General features: G+C 67.8%; 19 protein-coding genes. 4 read left to right on the top strand and 15 right to left on the bottom strand.

Annotated features, from left to right (window positions below; translation table 11 throughout):
• The first annotated feature begins 74 nt into the window (after nucleotides 1–74).
• The gene (locus ATK74_RS00475; protein WP_169923666.1) at nucleotides 75–944 is read left to right on the top strand and encodes a MerR family transcriptional regulator; all 870 of its coding nucleotides are present in this window, start codon (nucleotides 75–77) and stop codon (nucleotides 942–944) included.
• Between the two features lie 109 nt (nucleotides 945–1,053).
• Here ATK74_RS00475 and ATK74_RS00470 read toward each other — a convergent pair whose 3' ends face one another.
• Nucleotides 1,054–1,986, bottom strand: coding sequence for an SDR family oxidoreductase (locus ATK74_RS00470; RefSeq protein WP_098459196.1), 933 nt, complete (start codon nucleotides 1,984–1,986; stop codon nucleotides 1,054–1,056).
• A 99-nt stretch (nucleotides 1,987–2,085) separates the two neighbouring features.
• Between ATK74_RS00470 and ATK74_RS00465 the strand changes: the two genes are divergently transcribed.
• Nucleotides 2,086–2,559, top strand: coding sequence for a MarR family winged helix-turn-helix transcriptional regulator (locus ATK74_RS00465; protein ID WP_098459195.1), 474 nt, complete (start codon nucleotides 2,086–2,088; stop codon nucleotides 2,557–2,559).
• 57 nt (nucleotides 2,560–2,616) lie between these two features.
• Here ATK74_RS00465 and ATK74_RS00460 read toward each other — a convergent pair whose 3' ends face one another.
• A complete protein-coding gene (locus ATK74_RS00460; RefSeq protein WP_169923665.1) occupies nucleotides 2,617–3,255 on the bottom strand; it encodes a MerR family transcriptional regulator in 639 nt (212 codons plus the stop codon).
• A gap of 81 nt (nucleotides 3,256–3,336) precedes the next feature.
• Here ATK74_RS00460 and ATK74_RS00455 point away from each other — a divergent pair, with 81 nt between their 5' ends.
• Nucleotides 3,337–4,746, top strand: coding sequence for a DHA2 family efflux MFS transporter permease subunit (locus tag ATK74_RS00455; protein ID WP_098459193.1), 1,410 nt, complete (start codon nucleotides 3,337–3,339; stop codon nucleotides 4,744–4,746).
• Between the two features lie 18 nt (nucleotides 4,747–4,764).
• Here ATK74_RS00455 and ATK74_RS00450 read toward each other — a convergent pair whose 3' ends face one another.
• The 12 genes from ATK74_RS00450 to ATK74_RS00395 form a co-directional block, all read right to left on the bottom strand.
• Nucleotides 4,765–5,796, bottom strand: a complete 1,032-nt coding sequence (locus ATK74_RS00450) for a helix-turn-helix domain-containing protein (RefSeq protein ID WP_098459192.1) — start codon at nucleotides 5,794–5,796, stop codon at nucleotides 4,765–4,767.
• Nucleotides 5,797–5,866: 70 nt separating this feature from the next.
• Nucleotides 5,867–6,856 carry an alpha/beta hydrolase gene (locus ATK74_RS00445; RefSeq protein ID WP_098459191.1) on the bottom strand — a complete coding sequence of 330 codons (990 nt, stop codon included), beginning with the start codon at nucleotides 6,854–6,856 and terminating at the stop codon, nucleotides 5,867–5,869.
• A gap of 81 nt (nucleotides 6,857–6,937) precedes the next feature.
• Entirely contained in the window at nucleotides 6,938–7,762 is an 825-nt protein-coding gene (locus tag ATK74_RS00440; protein ID WP_098459190.1) for a carbohydrate ABC transporter permease, read from the bottom strand.
• The gene (locus ATK74_RS00435; protein ID WP_098459189.1) at nucleotides 7,759–8,733 is read right to left on the bottom strand and encodes a carbohydrate ABC transporter permease; all 975 of its coding nucleotides are present in this window, start codon (nucleotides 8,731–8,733) and stop codon (nucleotides 7,759–7,761) included. The genes ATK74_RS00440 and ATK74_RS00435 overlap by 4 nt, the downstream gene beginning before the upstream one ends.
• Before the next feature lie 6 nt (nucleotides 8,734–8,739).
• The gene (locus ATK74_RS00430) at nucleotides 8,740–10,101 is read right to left on the bottom strand and encodes an ABC transporter substrate-binding protein (protein ID WP_211283232.1); all 1,362 of its coding nucleotides are present in this window, start codon (nucleotides 10,099–10,101) and stop codon (nucleotides 8,740–8,742) included.
• A 371-nt stretch (nucleotides 10,102–10,472) separates the two neighbouring features.
• The gene (locus tag ATK74_RS00425; RefSeq protein WP_098459187.1) at nucleotides 10,473–11,066 is read right to left on the bottom strand and encodes a hypothetical protein; all 594 of its coding nucleotides are present in this window, start codon (nucleotides 11,064–11,066) and stop codon (nucleotides 10,473–10,475) included.
• A gap of 263 nt (nucleotides 11,067–11,329) precedes the next feature.
• Entirely contained in the window at nucleotides 11,330–12,253 is a 924-nt protein-coding gene (locus ATK74_RS00420) for a ketose-bisphosphate aldolase (protein ID WP_098459186.1), read from the bottom strand.
• A 27-nt stretch (nucleotides 12,254–12,280) separates the two neighbouring features.
• On the bottom strand, nucleotides 12,281–13,126 hold the full coding sequence (locus ATK74_RS00415) for a carbohydrate ABC transporter permease (RefSeq protein ID WP_098459185.1): 846 nt from the start codon (nucleotides 13,124–13,126) through the stop codon (nucleotides 12,281–12,283).
• A 1-nt stretch (nucleotide 13,127) separates the two neighbouring features.
• Complete coding sequence (locus ATK74_RS00410; protein ID WP_098459184.1) at nucleotides 13,128–14,072, bottom strand: carbohydrate ABC transporter permease; 945 nt, start codon at nucleotides 14,070–14,072, stop codon at nucleotides 13,128–13,130.
• A gap of 97 nt (nucleotides 14,073–14,169) precedes the next feature.
• On the bottom strand, nucleotides 14,170–15,465 hold the full coding sequence (locus ATK74_RS00405) for an ABC transporter substrate-binding protein (protein ID WP_098459183.1): 1,296 nt from the start codon (nucleotides 15,463–15,465) through the stop codon (nucleotides 14,170–14,172).
• A 295-nt stretch (nucleotides 15,466–15,760) separates the two neighbouring features.
• On the bottom strand, nucleotides 15,761–16,516 hold the full coding sequence (locus ATK74_RS00400; protein ID WP_169923664.1) for a DeoR/GlpR family DNA-binding transcription regulator: 756 nt from the start codon (nucleotides 16,514–16,516) through the stop codon (nucleotides 15,761–15,763).
• A 60-nt stretch (nucleotides 16,517–16,576) separates the two neighbouring features.
• Nucleotides 16,577–17,971 (bottom strand): FGGY family carbohydrate kinase, encoded by a 1,395-nt coding sequence (locus ATK74_RS00395; protein ID WP_169923663.1) that lies wholly within the window; start codon nucleotides 17,969–17,971, stop codon nucleotides 16,577–16,579.
• 125 nt (nucleotides 17,972–18,096) lie between these two features.
• Here ATK74_RS00395 and ATK74_RS00390 point away from each other — a divergent pair, with 125 nt between their 5' ends.
• On the top strand, nucleotides 18,097–19,092 hold the full coding sequence (locus ATK74_RS00390) for a ketose-bisphosphate aldolase (RefSeq protein ID WP_098459180.1): 996 nt from the start codon (nucleotides 18,097–18,099) through the stop codon (nucleotides 19,090–19,092).
• Nucleotides 19,093–19,147: 55 nt separating this feature from the next.
• Here the strand turns inward: ATK74_RS00390 and ATK74_RS00385 are convergent, their stop codons facing one another.
• Nucleotides 19,148–20,242 carry an alkene reductase gene (locus ATK74_RS00385; RefSeq protein WP_098459179.1) on the bottom strand — a complete coding sequence of 365 codons (1,095 nt, stop codon included), beginning with the start codon at nucleotides 20,240–20,242 and terminating at the stop codon, nucleotides 19,148–19,150.
• Nucleotides 20,243–20,328: the final 86 nt, after the last annotated feature.

Below are 20,328 nucleotides of genomic sequence, written 5' to 3'. Positions count from 1 at the left end.
GCACAGCCTTAGACATTCTGCGTATCTTTCGACATCTGCGTTTAAGGTTTGTCTAGGCTGTGACCAGCATGAACATGACCATTGGAGAAGCTGCCCGCGCCACCGGGGTGACCGAACACACCCTGCGCGCCTGGGAGCGCCGCTATCAGCTGTTCACGCCGGTGCGCGGGAACTCTGGCTACCGGCTTTACGACGATGCCGCCCTGGCCACGATCAAGGCCATGCAGGCGTTGGTGGCGGCCGGCTGGGCACCCAGCACGGCAGCGGACGAGCTGAGCCGACGGCCTCAGGCCGTCCCGAGCCTGGCCGCGGCGGCGGGATCACAGGCCGACCCGTTCGCCGGGCTCGTCGACGCGGCTGCGGAGTTCGACGCGGCCGCGATCAGCCGGATCATCGACGAGCAGTTCGCGCTGGCCGAGTACGAGTCGGTGATCGACGGGTGGCTAATGCCGGCCCTGGTCCGGCTCGGCAAGGAGTGGGCGGCCGGCCGGCTGACCATCGCCGAGGAGCATCTGGTCAGCAATATCGTGCTGCGCCGGCTCTCGGCCGCCTACGACGCGGCCGGACGCCAACAGCCCGGAGCCCCGATCTTGGTCGGCTCGGTGTCCGGAGTGGAGCATGAGCTGGGCCTGATGGCCTTCGCCGTGGCCGCCCGTCGGGCCGGAGTCCCGACCGTCTACCTGGGCACCCAGGTGCCTGCCGCCGACTGGTGCCGGGCCGCCCGCAAGGCCGGCTCCCAGCACTCGATCACTTCCGCGCACCGCAAGCGAGACGCCCAGCTGGCCATCCAGCTGGCCGAGACCCTCGGACCGACCAGCACGGTGTGGGTAGGTGGCTCGGCCCAGCAGCGCACCGCCCCTGCCTGCCGTCCGCTCGGCCACTCGATCGCCGCGGCCGCCCAGGCCCTGGCCGCCGAACTCGGCCCCGACCGCCAAGCCTCCTGACCCGGGGACGATTCCATTGCCGTCCACCCTGGTCGGCACACCCTGACCGACCCGGTCCCAGATCAGGCTGACCCCCGCCCGCTCAGCCGGCCGGCATCCACACGCGCGCTCAGCCGGCCACCCCGGCCAGCCGACCGGGCACGGCTGCTGCGGCAACGGCTTGCTCCCAGTCGAGCAGGTCGCGGGCCAGCAGAGCCCGGACCGGAAGCGGATCGCCGATCAGATCGTCCCCGAGGTGCAAGATGGCGGTCCGGAGACCGCCCTTCGGCAGTCGTCCGAGCCGTTCGATCAGTGGCGCGAGCGCGACCACCAGCCGCAACGGCAGCCGCAACGGACGCGGCGGACGCCGCCCGATCGCCACCGCGGTACGGCTCAACAGCTCGGAGTAGGTCGGCGTCTCGAGTGAGCCGACGTCCAGAGCCTTTCCGAAGGTGGACGGCTCATCGATGGCGTCGACCAGGTACCCGACCACATCGGACAGCGCGATGTAGGACCAGCGCTGCCCTCCACCACCGAGAACCACCGAGGACTCGCCGCGGACGACGGCGAGCAGCCAGTCATAGCCCGTGCCACCGATGCCGACCACCAGGCCGGCCCGCAGCACGGTGACGTCCAACCCGCTGTCCAGCAGCGCCTGAGTCAGCTCGGCCCGCGAACGGACCCAGGGGTTGGCGGCCGATGGGCTGGCCCCGATCAGCCCGACAGTGAGCACCCGGCGAACCTTCGCCCGTCGGGCGGCCGCCACCAAGGCCTGCATCGCCTGCCGTTCGGCGTCGGCGTACCCGCCAGCCGTCGAGGGCTGGCGCGCAGTGACGGTTTGCACCAGAACGAAGACCGCGCGGACGCCGTCGAGCAGCGCATCGAGCGCCGCCGGGTCGTGCATATCGCCGGTGATGATCTCGACGCGATCAGCGAACCTGCCCAGGCGGTCCTCAGCCTTGCCACGGTCGCGAACCAAGACCCGGACCGGCTCGTCGCCACTGGCTAGCTGTTGGGTGAGCGCGGCACCGATGAAGCCGGTGGCGCCAAGGACAGCGATCATGATGTGCTCCTTTTACGTGACGTGTCACGTAAAAGGGTAGGTGCCGCGTCACGGATATGCAAGACACGTCACGCATGCCGCGTCATCTATGATGACCGCATGGATCAGATCGAGGAACTGCGCTACCTCGTGCTGGCCGCGCAGCGCGATGGCAGCCGCCGACTGGCGGAGGCACTACGCCCCCTCGACGTCACCGCAGCGCAGGCGGAGGTGCTCACCATTCTGGCGTCCGCATCGCAGCCGTTGTCGGTCAAGGAACTGGGCGCCCAGCTGGTCTGCGAGCCGGGCAGCCCCAGCCGGCTCACTCGCACCATCACGGCCGCCGGGCTGGCCGAACTGTCCACCGACCCCGCCGATGCCCGAGTGACACGAGTGACGCTCACGCCGCAGGGCCGAGCGAAGGCGTCGGCCATCGCCGAGATCGAACGGCGCTTCCACGAGGAGTTGCGCTCGGTCCTGCCGGACTCCGCAGAGCTGGACGGCCTGATCGCCACCCTCCGGCAGCTGGCCGAGGCGGGCCCGTCCGGGCAGGCGCTCGCCCGCCGGCGGGAGGCTGAGAACAAGCCCAAGTGAGGACGGCCCGGCGAGTTCGGCACCGCCGCCGATCGGGCGTGACTCACCCGTCGGCGGTCACCGGTCGGGGGTCGCCTCGGGATGAGCCTGGTCCAGCCGTCCGGCCAGTTCGGAGTGGGCCAGTCGGCGCAGTGCACTCGAGATCGGCTCATAGAGCGCCGTCCCCAGCACTGCCCACTCGGCCGCTTGTTGCGGGTCGTCCCACGGAACCCGAGCGAAGTCGGCTCGCGCCACCTCGCGCGCAGCCTGGACGTAGACGGCCAGCTGATCATCGGACGGGCTGAGCCCCACCTGGCCGGCCAACTCGAGCGCCGAGGCCAGCAGCCGCAGGTTCTCCGATTCGGCGGCGAAACTGACACCGAGCCGGGTGAGCAGCCCTTCGGCTTCCTGGGTGTCCGGCGTGCCGCTGGCAGCCGCCTGCCGAGCAGACAGCGCAGTGGATGCTCTACCGACGACCTCAATCGCGCTCTGGCCAGGCATTTCAATGATTGCCATGAGTTGGCGCACCTGTTCGATCGAGGCGCCGGTGACCTGTACCAACCCCCGGATCACCCGCAGCCGCCGCAGGTGGGTCTCGTCGTAGGCCGACTCCCGCGCATTCAGCGCAGCACCCGGGGCCAGCAGCCCTTCACGGAGATAGAACTTGATCGTCGCGATCGGCACCCCCGACCGATCGGAAAGCTCTGAGATCTTCACCGGACTCCTCGCGGGCTTCGTCAACTGGATAGCAGTGCTATCTTATAGCTAGATAGTGTCTGTATCTAGTGGAGTCGACCGATGTCTCACCAGCCTGAGCCCCGGATCGCCGCAGTGATTGCGACGACCTCGCTGCCGATGGCGATGGCCGCCATCGACGACCTCGCACTCACCTTCGCGCTGCCGGCGATCCAGCGTGAACTCGGGGCCGACATCGTCCAGCTCTCCTGGGTGGTGAACGGGTACACCCTGGCCTTCGCGAGCCTGATGCTGCCCCTCGCCGCGCTCGGCGATCGGTTCGGACGCCGCCGCGTCTTCCTCTTCGGAAGCGGCCTGTTCGCTGTCGCCTCGGTCGCCGCCGCCCTTGCCGGCAGCATTCACGCCCTGATCGCGGCGCGGATCGTCCAGGGGGCCGGCGCCGCGGCCATCGTTCCGCTCTCGCTGACCCTGCTCAGCAGCGCGGTCCCCGAAGCTCGACGCCCACTCGCGGTCGGGGTGTGGAGCGGCATCAACGGGCTCGGCATCGCCGTCGGGCCACTGCTCGGAGGGGTGATCGTCGACGGCCTGCACTGGTCCGGCATCTTCTGGATGAACCTCCCGCTCGGGGTGGTGGCGATCATGGCCGCCCTGCGTATCCTCCCCAAGTCCGAACGAGCAGGGACCAGGTTCGACCTGCTCGGCAGTCTGGCTGCGATCGGCTTCGTACTGCCACTGAGCTGGGCACTGGCCAGCGGCCAGGAGCACACCGGGGGCTCGGCGATCGTGGTCGGCGGTCTGGCGGCGGCCGCGGCATCGCTGACCGTGCTGGTCGTCCGGGGAATGCGCGACCCCTCCAGCCTGCTGCCGGTGCGCCGCTTCGGCGACCGGGCGTTCGTTGCCACGAACGTCGCCGGACTGCTGGCCAGCGCCGGGGTCTTCGGCGCCATCTTCCTCCTCAGCCAGTACCTGCAGGTCGCTCTGGGGCACACCGCACTTCAGGCCGGGCTCCTGGCTGCGCCGTGGACGCTCGCACCCATGGTGATCGCGCCGCTGGCCGGGCTCGCAGTGCAGCACATCGGGGCCCGCCCTGTGCTGATCCTCGGGGCGCTGTGCCAGGCAACGGCTTTGACGTGGATCGACAACGTGGTTGCTCCACAACTGGACTACCCGGCGATCCTGACCCCGCTGGCCCTCGCCGGCGTCGGCATGGGACTCACCTTCGCTCCCCTGTCAGCAGCGGTGATGCGCAAGCGTCCCGAGGCCGACCGCGCCTTGGCAGCAGCGATCCACTCCTGCCTGCGTCAGCTCGGGATGGCGCTGGGGGTGGCGGTCGCCACTGCCGCGTTCCTGGCCGGCGGCGCCTACCTGCCCGGGCCCGCCTTCGTAGCCGGGCTGCAGCGCGCACTGCCGATCTGCATCGCCCTGGTGGTGGCGTCCGCGATGGCGTCCGCCTGCCTCCCTGGAGTCACCCGACCGGCATCGCCCGGCCCCACCCCGCCGACTGGCAGGTGAGTCTTGCGAAAGGACCGCTTACTCGGTGGGCTCGGCGGTGGCCCGGGCCTCCCGGATCCGATGGACGGCCAGAGCCACCAGTCCGCGCAGGCGTCCGACCGGATCGGACAGCCGGAAGCCGAGGATGCCCTCGATCCGGGTCTGCCGCTGCTGGACCGTGGAGTGGTGCAGGCCGAGCAGCCCGGCGGCACCGCGGACGGTGTCGGTGATGGTCAACGCTTCGATGGTGTCGAGCAGCTGCGGCTCATCGTCCAAGGCCGCCACCCGCTCGACGTCGGGGTGCCGGGCCGGAGTGCTCAGCGCGAGCTCGGCCAGCAGGCCCCACTCGTCCCAGGTGACCACCGGGTTCAGCCGCGAGCTCAGCGCCAAGGCGGCCACCGCCTGCTGAGTGGTCCGGAAGGCGTCCAGCACGGGCACTCGCGGCCCCAGCCCGACCGGCCCGGACGGGTCGTCGTGGCCGTCCTCGACGATGCCGACTCGGATCGGCCCCAGCACGCTGCCCAGGGCGGCCGAGCGCTGCGGCGCCGGGTCGGACGCCCGGAAGGCGGCCAGCCGAACCATGGCGGTCTCGCTCAGCCGCAGCCGCTTCACGGCCTTTCGACGTGCGGTCAGTGAGGAAGCCGAGGCGATGATCTCGATTGCGGCGGCGTCATCGGTGATGGCGGCCGGGCTGACCCGCTCGATCGTCAGATGGACGCCGGCAGCCAGCCGCTCCAGGATCAGCGCATCGCTGGCTCCGGTCTGATCGGAGGGACGCTCCAGCCAGACGACGCCGTCCGAACCGTCCTCGAGGTACTGGTGCGGCCAGGCCTGGATCGCGGACGAGTCGGCCGGCGGCTTCATCGATCGGCCCTGGGCGTCCACCCGGGCGTAGATGCTGTGTTGCGGCAGATGCAGCCCGCACGGCCAGCCCGACAGCACGGCCGCGCCGCGGACCAATGCGGTCATTCCGGCGCCCTGGGCAAGGAGTGCGTCGAAGTGCGCGACCATCTTCATTGCCGAGGCCGCGTCATCATCGAGCGCGCTGAGGCGCTGGATCAGTTCACGCATGGGATGCCTTGTTCATCAGAAGCGGCCATCGTACCCGGGACGCTGAAAGCCGAGCCTGTCGCGTCGGCAATCACTGCACGACGACGTTCTCCGGCATCCCGAAGAGGCGCTGCAGCCAGTTGCTGCGGGCATGCACAGCCGACTGGGCCAACAGCGTGTGGCTGAGCACCTCGAAACCGTGGAAGCCACCGGCCCAGACATGCAGCTCGGCGCGGCCGCCGGCTGCCCAGATCCGGCTGGCGAAGTCGACCGAGTCGTCCCGGAAGATATCGGCCGTGCCGACCTCGATGAACGCGTTCGGCAGCTCGCTGAGATCGGCGCAGCGGCCCGGAATCACCCAGTCCGGCAGGTCGTCCAGATGGTCGGCAGCCTCACCGAGCAGGGAGTCCCAGCCCAGGGTGTTCTCCTCGACCGACCACATACCGTCCGCGTACTGCCGGGCCGAGGTGGTGTCGTCCCGGTTGTCCAGCATCGGCGCGATCAGCATCAGGCCGGCCAGCTTGGGCCCACTGCGCTCCCGGGCCATCAGCGCAACGGACGCGGCCAGGCCGCCGCCGGCGCTGATCCCGACCATCATCCCGGAGCCGACCTTGAGGCCGAGCCGGTGCTCGTTGTCGGCGATCCACTTCAGTCCGGCGTAGCAGTCCTCCTGCGGCAGCGGGTACTGGGCCTCGGGGGCCAGCCGGTACTCCACGCTGGCCACCACGGCATTGAATCGGTGGATCCAGTCCTCGACCACGTCGATTCCGCTCCACCGGTTGCCGAGCATCATGCCGCCGCCGTGGACGTAGTAGACCAGCGGGCTGGTGGCACTGCGGTTGGGCCCGCTGAGCAGGTCGAGCCGGACGGTCTGGCCGTCGACTGTGGGGATGTCGAACTCCTCGACCCGCACGCCGCGTCCGATCACGGCCCGGCGGGCCTCGTGCGAGGCCTCCCAGTCCTGAGCCCGCTTGGCCGGGATGTCAGCCAAGGTGATCGGCGAGGGCGTCCCTTCCAGGGCGACCTCGAGAGCCGCCGCCAGTTCGGGGTCGACGTTCGGAATGGCCAAGCGGCTGTTCATTTCGGGTCCTTCAGAGTTGTGCAGGTGCGGACGGCCACAGCGAGCCGTGAGGGGAGAGTGCGACGGTGCATCAGAGTCGGATCAGCCCTTCATCGAGCCCTGGAGCAGCGCGGCCACGAACTGCCGCTGGAAGATGAAGAAGACCAGCAGCGTGGGCGCCATGATCAACAGCGATCCGGCACACAGCAGCGGGATGTCGGTCCCCCACTGGCCCTGGAAGGCTCCCAGGGCACCGGCCGCGGTGCGCTTCAGCGGGTCGTTGACCAGCACCACGGTGAGCAGGAACTGGTTCCAGGTCCACAAGAACAGCAGGATGCCCAGCGAGGACAGCGCCGGACGAGCCAGCGGGACGTGCACGCGCCAGAAGATCTGCCAGCGGTTGGCGCCGTCGACTTCGGCAGCCTCGGAGAGCTCGGCCGGCATGTTCACGAAGTGCGCCCGCATCCAGTAGACCGAGAACGGCATGAACAGCCCAATCAGCGGCAGGATGATGGCCCACCGGGTGTTCAGCAGGCCGAAGTCGCGAATCTGGTAATAGAGCGGGGTGATGATGCCCTCGAAAGGCAGGGTCAGCCCGAACACGAACAGCAGCAACAGCAGCTTGTGCCCCGGGACCCGCAGGTGGCCGATGGCATAGCCGGCCATGGTGGCGATCACCAGTGAGATCGGCACCACACCGAGGACGATCTGGACGCTCGACCAGACCAGGGCCCCCATCTGGGCGCTCTGGAAGGCCAGGGCGAAGTTGCCCCACTGCGGGTCGGCCGGCCATTCCACGCCGGCCGGGTAGCTGCCGGACTTGTGCAGGGCGGTGACGAACAGGCTGACGAAGGGCATCAACGTCCACAGCATCAGCAGGATCAGCAGGATCCGGCCGATCACGGTCTCGCGCTTGGAGGCGATCATTCGTTGTCCTCTCGGGCGAGCAGCTGGATCGGCAGCACGACGGCCAACACCAGCACCATCAGGGTCACGGCCAGCGCCGAGGCCAGGCCGACCCGGTTCTCCGAGAAGGCCAAGTAGAAGATCTGCAGGCCCGGCACCAGGGTCGAGTTGCCCGGGCCGCCCTGAGTGGAGATGTAGATGATGTCGAAGCTGGACAGGGCCGCGATCACCGTGACGGTGACGCAGACCACGATTTCCTGACGCAGGCTGGGCAGCGTGATCGAGAAGAACTCACGCAGCGGTCCGGCGCCGTCCAGCCGGGCGGCTTCGTACAGCGAGCCGTCGATCTTGGACATGCCGGCCAACAGCAGCAGCGTGCACAAGCCCAGCTGCACCCAGGCGCCGATCATGCCGACCGCCGGGAGGGCGGTTCCAAAATCGCCGAGCCAGGCTTTGGTGATGCCGCCCAGGCCGATGGCCCGGAGCAGCTGGTTCACCAGGCCGTTGGACGCCAGCAGCCAACTCCAGATGATGCCGGCGGCCACCAGCGGGATCACCTGCGGGATGAACACGATGGTGCGGGCCAGCCCGGCCAGCCTGGACTCGGCGATCCGGCGCACCGTGGCGGCGGTGACCAGACCAAGAGTGATCGGAATGAAGCTGAAGAAGATGATCAGCTCGAAGGCGTTCAGCACCGGCCCGTACAAGGTCGGGTCGGCGAAGACCTTCAGGTAGTTCCCGGCCCCGACCCACGTGGCTCGGGTGACGCCGTTCCAGTCGTACATCGAGTACTGGACGGTGAGGAAGATCGGCCGGATCACGAACACCAGGTAGAAGGCGAGCGCGGGAACGACGAACAGATAGCCGATCCAGCGCCCCCGGCGGGGCGACGTCTTGTGGACGCCACCCCGCCGGGCGCCGACCGCCCGCGAGCCGAAGTGAGGAGACGGCCGATCCCAGCTCGGGTGGGACGGTGCAGGCGGTTGGCTCATTGCAGGTCAGCCCTTGATCTGGCTCTCGTAGTCGGTCTGGACCGACTTCAGCAGAGCATCCGGTTCGACCTCGCCGGCGACCAGCTTCTGCAAGTTGGGCGTCCAGCTCTTCGGGTAGATCGACGAGGTCGCGTTGGCGATGAAGTCCATGCCGCCATTGTCGACGCCGATCTTGGTACCGGCCGCCAGGGTCTGCGCGGTCACGGTGTCCTTGGCCACCTCAGGCATGAAGGCATCCTGAGCGCCCATCGGGTGCGAGCCACCGATCTTGACGGTGATCTCACGAGCGGTCTGGTTGGTGGCAACCCAGTTCAGGAAGAACGCCGCACAGGCCGGGTGAGCAGCCTTGGCGCTGACTCCGAAGGTGAGCGGAGCAGACATCGCGGCCTGCTTGCCGCCGGCCTCCAGCGGAGGCATCAGGAAGAAGCCGACCTTGCCGGGCATGGTCTTGTCGAAGTTGCCCGACTCCCAGTCACCGTCGAAGATGAACAGGCTCTTGCCACCGGTGAACCGGGACATCATCGCTGCGTAGTCCAGCGAGTTGACGTCGTCGGCGAAGTAGCCGGCCTTGATCCACTTCTGCAGGTGCTGCACAGCCTTCAGGTTGGACTCGGTGTTGATGTTCGCGCCGGCCTTCTGGAAGATCCAGTCGTTGATCGGGGCGGTCTCGCCGTAGGCAGCCATCAGGTTCTGCAGCGGGAAGGCCAGACCACCGGTGGCGCCACCGTTGAACTGGGCGATGCCGGTGATGCCGGCAGCCTTGGCCTTGGCCAGAGCGTCATCGAGCTCGGCCAGGGTCTTCGGGGCCTCGGTCATGCCGATCTTGGCGGCCAGGTCCTTGTTGTAGAAGACACCGGTCAGGCTGTAGTTCAGGCCCTGGGCGTAGAGCGAGCCCTCGCCACGAGCACCGGCGGAGTTGACCCGCAGCTGCTCCAGCTGCGAAGCCGGCCACTTGTCCCAGCCGTAGGCGGTGGCGTACTCGTCCAGGTTGAGCAGGACGCCGGCCTTGACCGCCTGCTGGATGGACGGCAGACGCATCAGGTCCGGCGGATCATCGGCGAGCACCCGCAGGGCGTTCTGGGTGATCACGGCGAACTGGTCCTCGCGCACGTCCCAGGTGACGTTCGGGAACTGCTTGGTGAACTCGTCGGTGAGCGCCTTCGGGAGCGGGAAGCCGGTCTCGAAGTAGCCCTTCATGGTGATGTTGTCGGTTCCACAGGTCGTCTGCACCGAAGCGGACGTCTGGGTCGAAGCCTGCGGAGTGCTCTCGGTGGTGGTTCCAGGAGCGCTACAGGCGTTGACCAGAAAGGCCCCGGACGCAGCCAGCGCCACCAATGCGGTGCGCTTGCGTGCCAAGTTGTGGGTCACTCTCGCCTCCTTTGGCGATACCCCAGGACGACGCCTGGGACTCGTAGCGGACACCAGCCCGGTGGGGCCGATGTGTTCGGCAGCCCTTGGCGGGGCTCCGACGTTGCCCGACCATCCTGACCCGCGAGGCGATCTCGGGGTAACCGCCAGGGCGACCCGGTTCGGCAGGGGCCGTCCGCCAAACGGCGGAGCAACCGAGGAATGGTAACGGTTCGGACACGACGCCTCCGCCAACGGGCGGGTAGGAGTGCCTAGCGAGGCCGCCATGGCGGCAGACCCCGGGACGGCTCCGGAAACGACGAGGCCCGATCCTGAGCGTCTCAGGATCGGGCCTCTTGTCGTTCGAGGTGGCCATCAGACCACCACCGGAATCACTCGGCCGCGGCGGCCTTTCCGGCCAGCGCCTCGCCGGTGGCGTCCTTGGCGTGACGGAAGCCGAGCAGGCTCAGCACCAGGAACACGACCGCACCGACATAGGCGGCGACCGCAGCGATGCCGGCGATCAGGGCCATGGTGCCGAAGGCGTAGGCGTTCAGCAGCATGCCGCGCAGGGTGGCACCCATGAACATGGTCTGACGCAGGTCGCCGAGCTCCTTGAGCTTGGCCTGGTCAGCGCTCGGGTCCTTGCTGAGCTTGATGAACTCGCCACTGACCTCTTCGTAGGTCTTGCCGCCGGACATGGCGTTGATGTGGGCCTGAATGTAGTGATCGGCGAAGGCCTCGGCCTGCGCACCGGTGGTCATCTCCTGACCGGCGTACGGCGCCAGAGCGGCCTGATCCTCAGGAGCGAGGCTCCCGTAGGCGGCGGCCACCGGCATGGTGATCTTCTGGGCGGCCAGCTGGCTGGCAACCTGACCGTTGACGAAAGTGCTGGCCACGGTGAGCAGCACGCCGGCCACCAGGAGGACGGCCGCCAGGGCCAGACCGACCCAGGAGACCAAGCGATCAAGGGCACTGCGCTTCATTTCATTCCTTCGTGTGCGGGGAGCTTTTGAATCGTCAATGATTCAGGTGTCAATAGTAGAACCGGTGAGCACTCTTGCGCACATCCGCAGCTCACCGGTCCACGTGACTACGCTCGAAAGTGCACCCCAGCTACGCAATATTGAGTACGTCTTGTTACGTAGGGAGGGTCTGTCGACGGTCTCGTCCCGCGCTCAGCAGCCGCAAAGTGGACGCGCCGGCGCTCAGACGCCGCCGCAATGTCCACTTTGCGGCTGTGGGGGGCTCAGAAGCCGAGCAGCACCTGCTCACCAACACTGCCCGGGGCACTGGCCGCCAGCACCTCGGCGGTGTACAGCCCGGCGGTGCCCACCGACTTGGTCACGGCCATCTTGTGGGCCACCAGTTCCCGCACTCGGGCCAGGGCCGGCGGATAGATGTCGTGCGGCTCGCGCTCGGCCGGATCGGCCAGCACCTCACGGACGCGGGTGAAGTAGGCCGTCTTCATGTCGGCGGAGATGTTCAGCTTGGCCACCCCACGTCCGACTGCCGCGGTGACCTGGTCGTCCAACGCGCCCGAGCCACCGTGCAGCACCAGCGGAAGGCCGACCAGCCCGGCGATCTCACTGATCAGGTCCAGCTTCAGGTCCGGGGCCACTCCCTTGGGGTAGACCCCGTGGCAGGTGCCGACGGCCACCGCGAGATAGTCGATCCCGGTGTCTTGGCAGAACTGCAGGGCCTCGGCCGGCTCGGTGTACTGAATCGCCTCGAAGGCTGCTGCCGAGGACGGATCCCGCTCGCCGATGGTGCCGATCTCGGCCTCGACGGACACTCCGACCGCGTGGGCGAACTCCACCACCTTGCGGGTGAGGGCGACATTCTCGGTGTAGTCGAGCAGCGATCCGTCGATCATCACCGCGGTGAAGCCGAGCCGGATGGCACCGACCACCTGCTCCAGGGTTGCCCCGTGATCGAGCTGGACGCAGACCGGCACCGTGGCATTGCCGGCCAGGGCCAGCACGCTGAGCATGAACTCGTCTCCGACCAGGGCCCACTCCGCGGGATGGATCGACAAGATCACCGGCGACCCGACGTCCTCCGCAGTGCGGATGCACTCGCGCAGCATGCCGTAGTCGCTGATGTTGAAGGCGGGAACGGCGAAGCCGTTCTGCTTGGCGACGCTGAGCATCTGCACGCCGGTGACCAACATAACTATGTCCTCCAGGACTCTCTCGGTTTAGCTCTTCACAGCCCCATCGGCCATGCCGCCGATGAACTGACGCTGGAAGAAGAGGAAAAGGATCAACACGGGCAGACAGCCCAGGACGCTCATGGCCATCATTTCGCTCCACTCGAAGGAGTGCTCCCCCATCAGCAGCTGGATGCCGACCGGCACCGTCCGCATGTCGCGGTTCTTGGTGAGGGTGAGAGCGAACAGGTACTCGTTCCAGGCCACCATGAAGGTGTAGGTACCGACCGCGATGATGCCGGGGACCGACACCGGGACGAGCACCTGCCACAGCGCCCGGAACGACCCACCGCCGTCCACCTTCACCGCTTCGTCCAGTTCCCTGGGCAAGGTGTTGAAGTAGCCGGTCATCATCAAGATCGAGTACGGGATGGTCGCCACCATGTAGGTGAGGATCAGCGCCAGATAGGTGTCGTACAGCTGCAGGGTCACCACCAGGCCGAAGTAGGGAATCAGCAAGGTGATCGGCGGCACCGCCTGGATCGAGATGATCACCGAGCTCAGCGCCCGCTTGCCGGGGAAGTTGTACCGGCTGAGCGCATAGCCGGCCAGGATCCCGACCATCAGGGTGAGCGCCACCACCGACAGCGCCACCACGTAGCTGTTCAGGAAGAAGCGCAGCTTGTCCGGTGAGGTGAAGATCCGGGTGTAGGCCTCGATGGTGAAGGTCTCGGGGATCAGCCGCGGCGGGTAGTCGAAGACCTCCCCGTTCGGCTTCAGCGAGTTGGACAGCATCCAGACTGCCGGGCCGCCGGCGTAGACCGCGCCGAGGGTCAGTCCGATCGTCAGCAGGGTTGCTCGAGCGCGGTTGCGGGCCTTGAGTGAGAGCGCCATGTCACTCTCCCCCCTTCTGGTGTCGGACGTAGAACAGGGCGATCACCATCGAGGCCACGAAGAGGATGACGCCGGACGTCGCCGACATCGAGAACTCGTACTTACTGAAGGCCAGCTTGTAGGTGTAGGTGCCGATGGTCTCGGTGGCGTTGATCGGCCCACCGCCGGTGGTCAGCCAGACCAGGGAGAACTGCTGGATGTTCCAGATGAAGTCGAGCATGGCCATCGACAGCAGGATCGGCTTGAGCTGCGGAAGGGTGATGTTCCACAGTCGGCGCAGCGGCCCGGCCCCGTCCACCCGGGCTGCCTCATAGAGGTCGCTGGGGATCCCCTGCAGGCCGGCCAGGATGCTGATCATGAAGAAGGGGTAGCCGGCCCAGACGTTGATGAAGGTCAGCGAGCCCAGCGCCAGGTTCGTGCTGGAGAGCCATTCGATCTTGTGATCGATCAGTCCGACGGTCTGGAGTATGAAGTTGATCACGCCATTGGGGTTGAGCATCAACTGCCACAGGATCGACACGATGGCCGCGGTCATCACCCAGGGCAGGATGTAGATCATCCGGTAGGCGGCGATCACTCCCCGGGGCAACAGCACCGAGTTGAGCATCATGGCGAAGCCCAGCCCGATCAGCAGGTGCAGCACCACCGAGGTGATGGTGAACACCATGGTGTTGGCCGCCGCGGTCTGGAAGATCGGATCGGTGAGCAGCCGGACGTAGTTGTCCAGCCCGACGAACTTGGGGTGCTTGGTGGTGACGACGTTGTTGAACAGCGAGTATCCGAAGACCAGCACCACCGGCATGGCCATCATCACCGCCATCACCACGATGGTGGGCGAGAGGTAGGCGTAAGGCTCGGCGAAGGTTCGGAACCGGCGTCCCCGGCTTGCCTGGCGCGGGGGCGCCACGTCCGGTGAGGACGCCTGGGTGGCCTTGGCGAGTTGCATCGATCTGTCTCCTTGCACGGTGCGGGATGGCCCGGGCTTGCAGCCACCCCGCACACGGTCTTCGGTTGTTACCCCGCAGCAGCGGGATCTGCCGACGCTACTTCAGGACCGGGGACCAGTAGTCCTGCAAGGACTGCTGAGTTGCCGGGACGTCCGCCTTGCCGTCGAGCAGCTTGACCAGGTTCTCGTTCAGATTGCGGAACAGGTCCAGCGCCTTGGGCTTGCCGTCGAGTTCGGTGACCATCTCGCTCTGCTGGTAGATCTCGAAGGCCTTGGTGAACAGCTCGTCACCCTTCACATATCCGGGCACCGAGTTCTTGTTGCCGGGGAAGCCGATCGCCTGGGTGGCCAGCTCGGAGTTGATGTCGGTGCTCATGATCCACTGGATCAACTTCCAGGCTTCGGCCTTGTGCTGGCTGTTCTCGGCGACGCCCAGACCCCAGCTGGCGCCGGCGATCCCGTGCTTGCCGGTGTAGCCGTCAACGGCCGGGACCGGAGCGATGGTGAACTTCAGCTTCGGGTTGGTCTTGCGAATGCCGTTGATGTGAGCCAGCGAACCGATCATCGCGGCGTTGCGGCCCGCGGTGAACTCCTCAACCATCGCCTGCTCCTGCTGGGTGAAGGCACCCGGGGCCACATAGCCGGCCTTGTACTGGCTCTGCAGGAACTCCAGCCAGGACTTCACCTGGTCGGAGGAGAAGTCCGGCTTGCCGTCCTTCAGGAACCGTCCGCCACCCGACCACAGCCACGACTGCGAGACGAAGCCGGCCGGGGACTGCACGTTGATCGGCAGCGACCAAGCGTAGATGTTCTTCTTGGGGTCGGTGACCGCCTTGGCCATGGCCGCGAACTCGGTGCGGTTGGTGGGCAGATCCTTGATCCCGGCCGCCGAGAGCAGATCGGTGTTGTAGTACATCGGGTAGGTGAAGTTGAGCGCGCGGATCAGGTAGACCGAGCCGTCGATCTTGTCGTCGTTGGCCAGCTGGCTGGCGTCGAAGCCGGCGTCCTTCATCAAGGTGGACAGGTTGGCCAGCGCACCCTGGTCATAGAGGTCGTAGACCGTGGTGCCGTTGATGGCCACCACGTCCGGAAGCGTCTTGGTGGCGGCCCCGGCGATCTCCAGATCCATGGTGGCCGCGTACGGGTTGGAGATCAGGTTGACCTTGATCCCCGGGTTCTCCTTCTCGAAGCGATCCATCAGGCCCCGCATCACGCCGGGGTTCAGCTCGACTTCCCACCACTGGCTGAAGTCGAGGGTGACGGTGCCGCCTGCGCCTTGCGAGGCCGAGGCACCCGGTGAGGTGCTGGCCGGACCGCTGCTTCCACAACCTGCGAGCAGCAGCGCGGGCGCGATCACTGCTGCCACTGACGCGAGGAACTTGCGCCTGTTCATGTCTGACTCCTCATTGAGCTATGCCTCCCACGACCAGTCCAGTCGCGCGACCCAGAACTGACGCCGGGCCCGAGGGTTACTGAGAGAGATCATAATCAACAGTAAACGAAAGTCAAGAGGTTTGGTTTGCTTGATATGAGCCTTCTCAACGGTTGCGGTTTCCTGCGAGCGGTAACACCACAGGCTCCAGCAACGAGAGGCAGGTCACACGCGCGCCGAGCCGCGGCCGGGCGGTCGAAGGGTCGCGCAAGGGGCCGACGCCAGGGCACGGCCTGGGTCGGAAGCTGGACATCGGCTAGACGATGATGAGCTCGCAGCCGAGGCTGCGGACGCGTTCGCGAAGCTGCTCGGGCAGCCCGTCATCGGTGATCACGGTGTCGAACTCGGCGACACTGGCCACCTTGTAGCGATCCTCGCTGGCCCACTTCGACGAGTCGGCCAGCAGCACCCGGCGCCGGGCGGTGGCCATCAGCGAGCGCTTGGAGTCGGCGATGCCGAAGGTGCCCTCGGCGATGTCGTTGTCGGCGTCGATGCCGCCGGCCCCGAAGAAGGCGATGTGGGCGATCACGCCCTCCAGGCCCTGGGCCCTGACCGAGCCGACAGTGGCCTTGATCCGCGGCTCCACGCGTCCGCCGAGCAGCCGGACCTCGATCCCGGAGACCTCCATCAGCCGCAGCGCGATGCTCACCCCCGGGGTCACCACCACCAGATGGGAGACCGTGGGCAGCTGGCAGGCCAACGCGTAGATCGTGGTGCCCGAGTCAAGGACCACGGTGGTGCCGTCGTTGATCAGCTGGGCGGCGGCAGCGGCGATCCGCTGCTTGACCTCCACCCGCTGGGTGCTGCGCTCGTCGAAGCCGACCAGAGGGCTCTGCGGCATGGTGGCCCCGCCGTGCACCCGGGCGATCCGGCCCTGGCGCTCCAACTCGTCCAGGTCACCCCGGATGGTCACCTCGGACACCTGGAGCAACTCGGCGAGATCAACGGTGCGGGCGTGGCCATCCTCGAACACCTTCGCCAGGATGGCAGCCCGTCTGTCTGCTGCGAACACGAGCCGAACCATACCGGATTGCCTTTCGATTACCCCAGGTGTTCTTTCGTTTAAGCGCTCTCAGCCCGCGCCGAACAGTGCGCGGGCCGCGCGATCCATCTGCGCCAGGTCGCCGGCGGGCACCTCGATCCGGGTGGCCCCGGGCATCTGCGCCGCCGATCCCCACCAGTCCACAACGCTGCCGGCGATCCCGGCGGCCCCACGGGTACCGGTCTCGCTGACTGTGGAGACGGCCAGCGGAGCATCGCTGAGCAGCGCATGCGCATGCCGCCAGCGGACCGAGCGCAGCCCGCCCCCGGTGAGCACGGTCGTCCCGTCCGCGCCGGTGAGGTCGCCCAGCCACCGCCGGGCGGCGACCGCGCGCAGCACGTAGTAGTCGATCAGGGACGCCCACTGGACGGCCGAGCCGGTCACCGCGGAGGCGTCACCCTGCTCCATCGCCACGGCAATCTCCGGATCGAGGACGTCGGACTGGCCCGGCGGTGGGGCCTGCTCGTCCAGCTGCTCACGGGTGCTCGCCGTGGCCGAAAGGAAGGTGCGCATCGCCAAGCCCGGACGCAACGGGCCCCAGACGGCCAGCACGCCGCCCCCGTCCGGCCAGACTTCGAGGGAGAGCCCCGGGTCGGCGAGCAGGGCTTCCCGCACCGGCTCCAGCCGGTGCGGCTCCACTCGGGCCAAGATGGCTTGTCCGGTGCCGAGGGAGTCGGCACGTTCGCCGGGCTGGACGCCGGCGCCGACCGTCCCCACCGGATGATCATGCCCGGCGATCACCACCCGGGCGTCGGCCGACAAGCCGAGTCGTCGGGCCAGCCCCGTGCGGGCCGGGGCCGAGAAGCCGGGCTCGCGCACCGGCGGGAGCTCCACGTCGGCCAGCCCGACGTACTCCCACAACTCGGTCAGGTACTCGCCGCCGACCGGGTCGAAGACGCCGCTGGTGGTGGCCAGGCCGGCCTCCTGCCAGACCTGCCCGGTGAGCTGCCAGGCGAAGGCGCCGCACAAGCCCAGGAAGGTGCCGCTCACCCGGCCCCGACCCGACAACATCCCACCCAGCTTGGCCACGGTCGAGACCAGCACTGTGTGGTTGCCGGTGGCCGCGGCCAGCCGCTTTCGTCCGAAACCAGCCACCAGCGACTCTTCGATCTCGGCGCCGACCCGGCCGTACCAGGACGGGAAGTCCCAGCCGGCCAGAGCGCCGCCGGACAGGACGGTGCCGACCTCTCCCATCGAGCTGAGACCGAGTGCGCGGATCGTCCCGGCCGGCAGCGCCAGCCGAGCCAGGGCGTCCGCTGCAGCGTCCAGGCAGGCGAGGACCGGAAACCCGTCACCGGTAGTGGCCTGGCCGGGGCGCAGCGGCGTCTCGACCGCGCTGGACCGCAGCAGGGCCCCGTCGCGGCCGTAGGCGGCGGCCTTGATCCGCGAGCTCCCGAAATCGAGCCCGACGACCACATCACTCACGGATGACTCCAAATGAAAGAAAACCGAAGCTGTTGACATTCGTATGTTATCGTTACGCCGCGTGGCTGGCTACACCGCGGTGGTGCCCTCAGCCTATGAAGACCCAGGGAAAGGGGTATCTCGACATGGCCCTCATCACACTCCGCGAGGCGCTCGACCATGCGCGCCGTGGCGGCTTCGGCATCGGGGCGTTCAACGTCACCGACGCCGGCCAGACCGAGGCAGTGCTGGCCGCCGCCCGCGAGACGCAGTCGCCGGTCATCGTCCAGACCATCGCCGGAGCGTCCGCCTTCCTCAGCGACGAGGTGTACTGGGACGTCCTGCACACGATCATCGGTCACTATCCCGACGTCCCGGTGGTCCTGCATCTGGACCACGGCCCCACGGTCGAGACCTGCAAGCGGGCCATCCGGGCCGGCTTCTCGTCGGTGATGATCGACGGCAGCATCGACCACGCCACCAAGAAGGTGAACTCCTTCGACGAGAACGTCGCCGTGACCAAGGAGGTCGTCGACTTCGCCCACGCCCGCGGCGTCTCGGTGGAGGGCGAGCTGGGCACCATCGGCGGCTCGGAGGACGGCAGCGTCCACGCCCAGATCGTGCTGGCCGACCCCGACCAGGCCGCCGAGTTCGTCGAGCGCACCGGAGTGGACGCGCTCGCCGTGGCGATCGGCACCTCGCACGGCGCCTACAAGTTCTCCGCGCCGCCGGACTCTTCGGTGCTGCACATGGACCTGATCACCGAGATCGCCGGACGCATCCCGAACACCCATCTGGTCATGCACGGCTCGTCGTCGCTGCCGGCCGACCTGCGTCGGGTGATCAACGAGCACGGTGGCGCGCTGCCGGAGTCTTGGGGCGTCCCCGAGGACGAGAAGGCCCGCTCCACCAAGCTGGGCGTCACCAAGATCAACCAGGGCATGGACTCACACATGGCCTTCGCCGCCGCGCTGCGCACCTCGCTGACCGAGGATCGGGTGACTGTGGATCCGGCACCGGCCATCTATGCCGGTGGCCGGGCCATGCAGCAGATGATCGCCGGCCGGATGGCCGTCTTCGGGCAAGCCGGACAGGCCGCCGGCTGGACTCCCTCAGAGTTCGTCCCCGCCAGGGAGGTCTAGGGAGTCAGCACGGTGGGTCGGGACGCGGCGTCCCGACCCACTGCGCTGTCCGGACTCAGTTACTGCCGGGCTGCTGCTCGGCCAGGGTCGGGTAGTCGGTGTAGCCGTGCGCGCCACCGGAGTAGAAGCTGGCCGGGTCGGGTTCGTTGAACGGGGCGTCGAGGCGCAGCCGCTCCACCACGTCCGGGTTCGCCAGCGCCCAACGGCCCAGCGGCACGACATCGGCCAGGCCGGCCTCGATATCGTCGCCGAGGTGCTCGCGGGTGCGGCCCAGCCGGACCACCAGCAATGCGGTCGGCCACAGCCCACGCAGCTTTCGCAGCAGCTCGTCGTCGCCACCGTGATGGACGTGCAGGTAGGCCAGCCCCAGCTTCGCCAGCTCGGCCACCAGGTACTCGTACTGGGCGTGGACGTCCTCGCGCGACCCCTCGTCGATCCCGCCGGCCGTCAGCCCGGGCGAGATCCGGATCCCGGTCCGGTCGGCGCCGATCTCCTCGGCGATCGCCGCGGCCACCTCGATCACGAACCGAGCCCGGTTCTCCACGCTGCCGCCGTAGGAGTCGGTGCGCTGGTTGGCGTTGGGCGAAAGGAACTGGGTCAGCAGGTAGCCGTTGGCGGCGTGGATCTCCACTCCGTCCGCCCCGGCAGCGATGGCGCTGGCCGCGGCATGCCGGAAGTCGGCAACGGTCTGGCCGATCTCCTCGACGCTCAGCTCGCGCGGCATCGGGACGTCCCGCTCGCCGTTGGGGGTGAAGATCTTGGTCCCGGGCGCGATCGCCGACGGCGCCACGGCCTGGCGGTGGTGCGGGGTGTTGTCCGGGTGCGAGATCCGTCCGACGTGCATGAGTTGGATGAACAGCGCGCCGCCCTCGGCGTGGACGGCATCGGCGACCTCGCGCCAGCCGTCGATCTGGGCCGGGGTGTAGATGCCCGGCGTGGTCAGGTAGCCCTGCCCGTCATCGGACGGCTGGGTGCCCTCGGTGATCAGCAGTCCGAGCGAGGCCCGCTGCCGGTAGTACAGCGCTGCCCCGGCACCGGGAGTGCCGTCCGCATTGGCCCGGCTGCGGGTCATCGGGGCCAGCGCGAGCCGATGCTTCAGCTCGAGCCTGCCCAAGGAGAATGGTTGCCACAAAGCGGGCTGGTGAACCACGTCAAAGACCTTTCGTCTGCATGTCCGTCAGGGGTGGAACGTGTAGCAGCCACCGGTTTATGCCCGTCGCGGCAGCAGATCCTCCA

Source organism: Propionicimonas paludicola, assembly GCF_002563675.1.
In the GTDB taxonomy this organism is placed as follows: Bacteria; Actinomycetota; Actinomycetes; order Propionibacteriales; family Propionibacteriaceae; genus Propionicimonas; species Propionicimonas paludicola.
Note: the sequence above shows the minus strand (reverse complement) of the source record. Positions and strands in the feature narration are given on the sequence as shown.

Excerpts from the sequence above, each read along its gene's own strand:
- ATK74_RS00445 (WP_098459191.1), bottom strand. The coding sequence starts at position 6,856 with ATGAACAGCCGCTTGGCCATTCCGAACGTCGACCCCGAACTGGCGGCG.
- ATK74_RS00455 (WP_098459193.1), top strand. The coding sequence starts at position 3,337 with ATGTCTCACCAGCCTGAGCCCCGGATCGCCGCAGTGATTGCGACGACC.
- ATK74_RS00415 (WP_098459185.1), bottom strand. The coding sequence starts at position 13,126 with ATGGCGCTCTCACTCAAGGCCCGCAACCGCGCTCGAGCAACCCTGCTG.
- ATK74_RS00405 (WP_098459183.1), bottom strand. The coding sequence starts at position 15,465 with ATGAACAGGCGCAAGTTCCTCGCGTCAGTGGCAGCAGTGATCGCGCCC.
- ATK74_RS00390 (WP_098459180.1), top strand. The coding sequence starts at position 18,097 with ATGGCCCTCATCACACTCCGCGAGGCGCTCGACCATGCGCGCCGTGGC.
- ATK74_RS00410 (WP_098459184.1), bottom strand. The coding sequence starts at position 14,072 with ATGCAACTCGCCAAGGCCACCCAGGCGTCCTCACCGGACGTGGCGCCC.
- ATK74_RS00435 (WP_098459189.1), bottom strand. The coding sequence starts at position 8,733 with ATGAGCCAACCGCCTGCACCGTCCCACCCGAGCTGGGATCGGCCGTCT.
- ATK74_RS00465 (WP_098459195.1), top strand. The coding sequence starts at position 2,086 with ATGGATCAGATCGAGGAACTGCGCTACCTCGTGCTGGCCGCGCAGCGC.
- ATK74_RS00425 (WP_098459187.1), bottom strand. The coding sequence starts at position 11,066 with ATGAAGCGCAGTGCCCTTGATCGCTTGGTCTCCTGGGTCGGTCTGGCC.
- ATK74_RS00470 (WP_098459196.1), bottom strand. The coding sequence starts at position 1,986 with ATGATCGCTGTCCTTGGCGCCACCGGCTTCATCGGTGCCGCGCTCACC.
- ATK74_RS00420 (WP_098459186.1), bottom strand. The coding sequence starts at position 12,253 with ATGTTGGTCACCGGCGTGCAGATGCTCAGCGTCGCCAAGCAGAACGGC.
- ATK74_RS00475 (WP_169923666.1), top strand. The coding sequence starts at position 75 with ATGACCATTGGAGAAGCTGCCCGCGCCACCGGGGTGACCGAACACACC.
- ATK74_RS00440 (WP_098459190.1), bottom strand. The coding sequence starts at position 7,762 with ATGATCGCCTCCAAGCGCGAGACCGTGATCGGCCGGATCCTGCTGATC.
- ATK74_RS00450 (WP_098459192.1), bottom strand. The coding sequence starts at position 5,796 with ATGCGTGAACTGATCCAGCGCCTCAGCGCGCTCGATGATGACGCGGCC.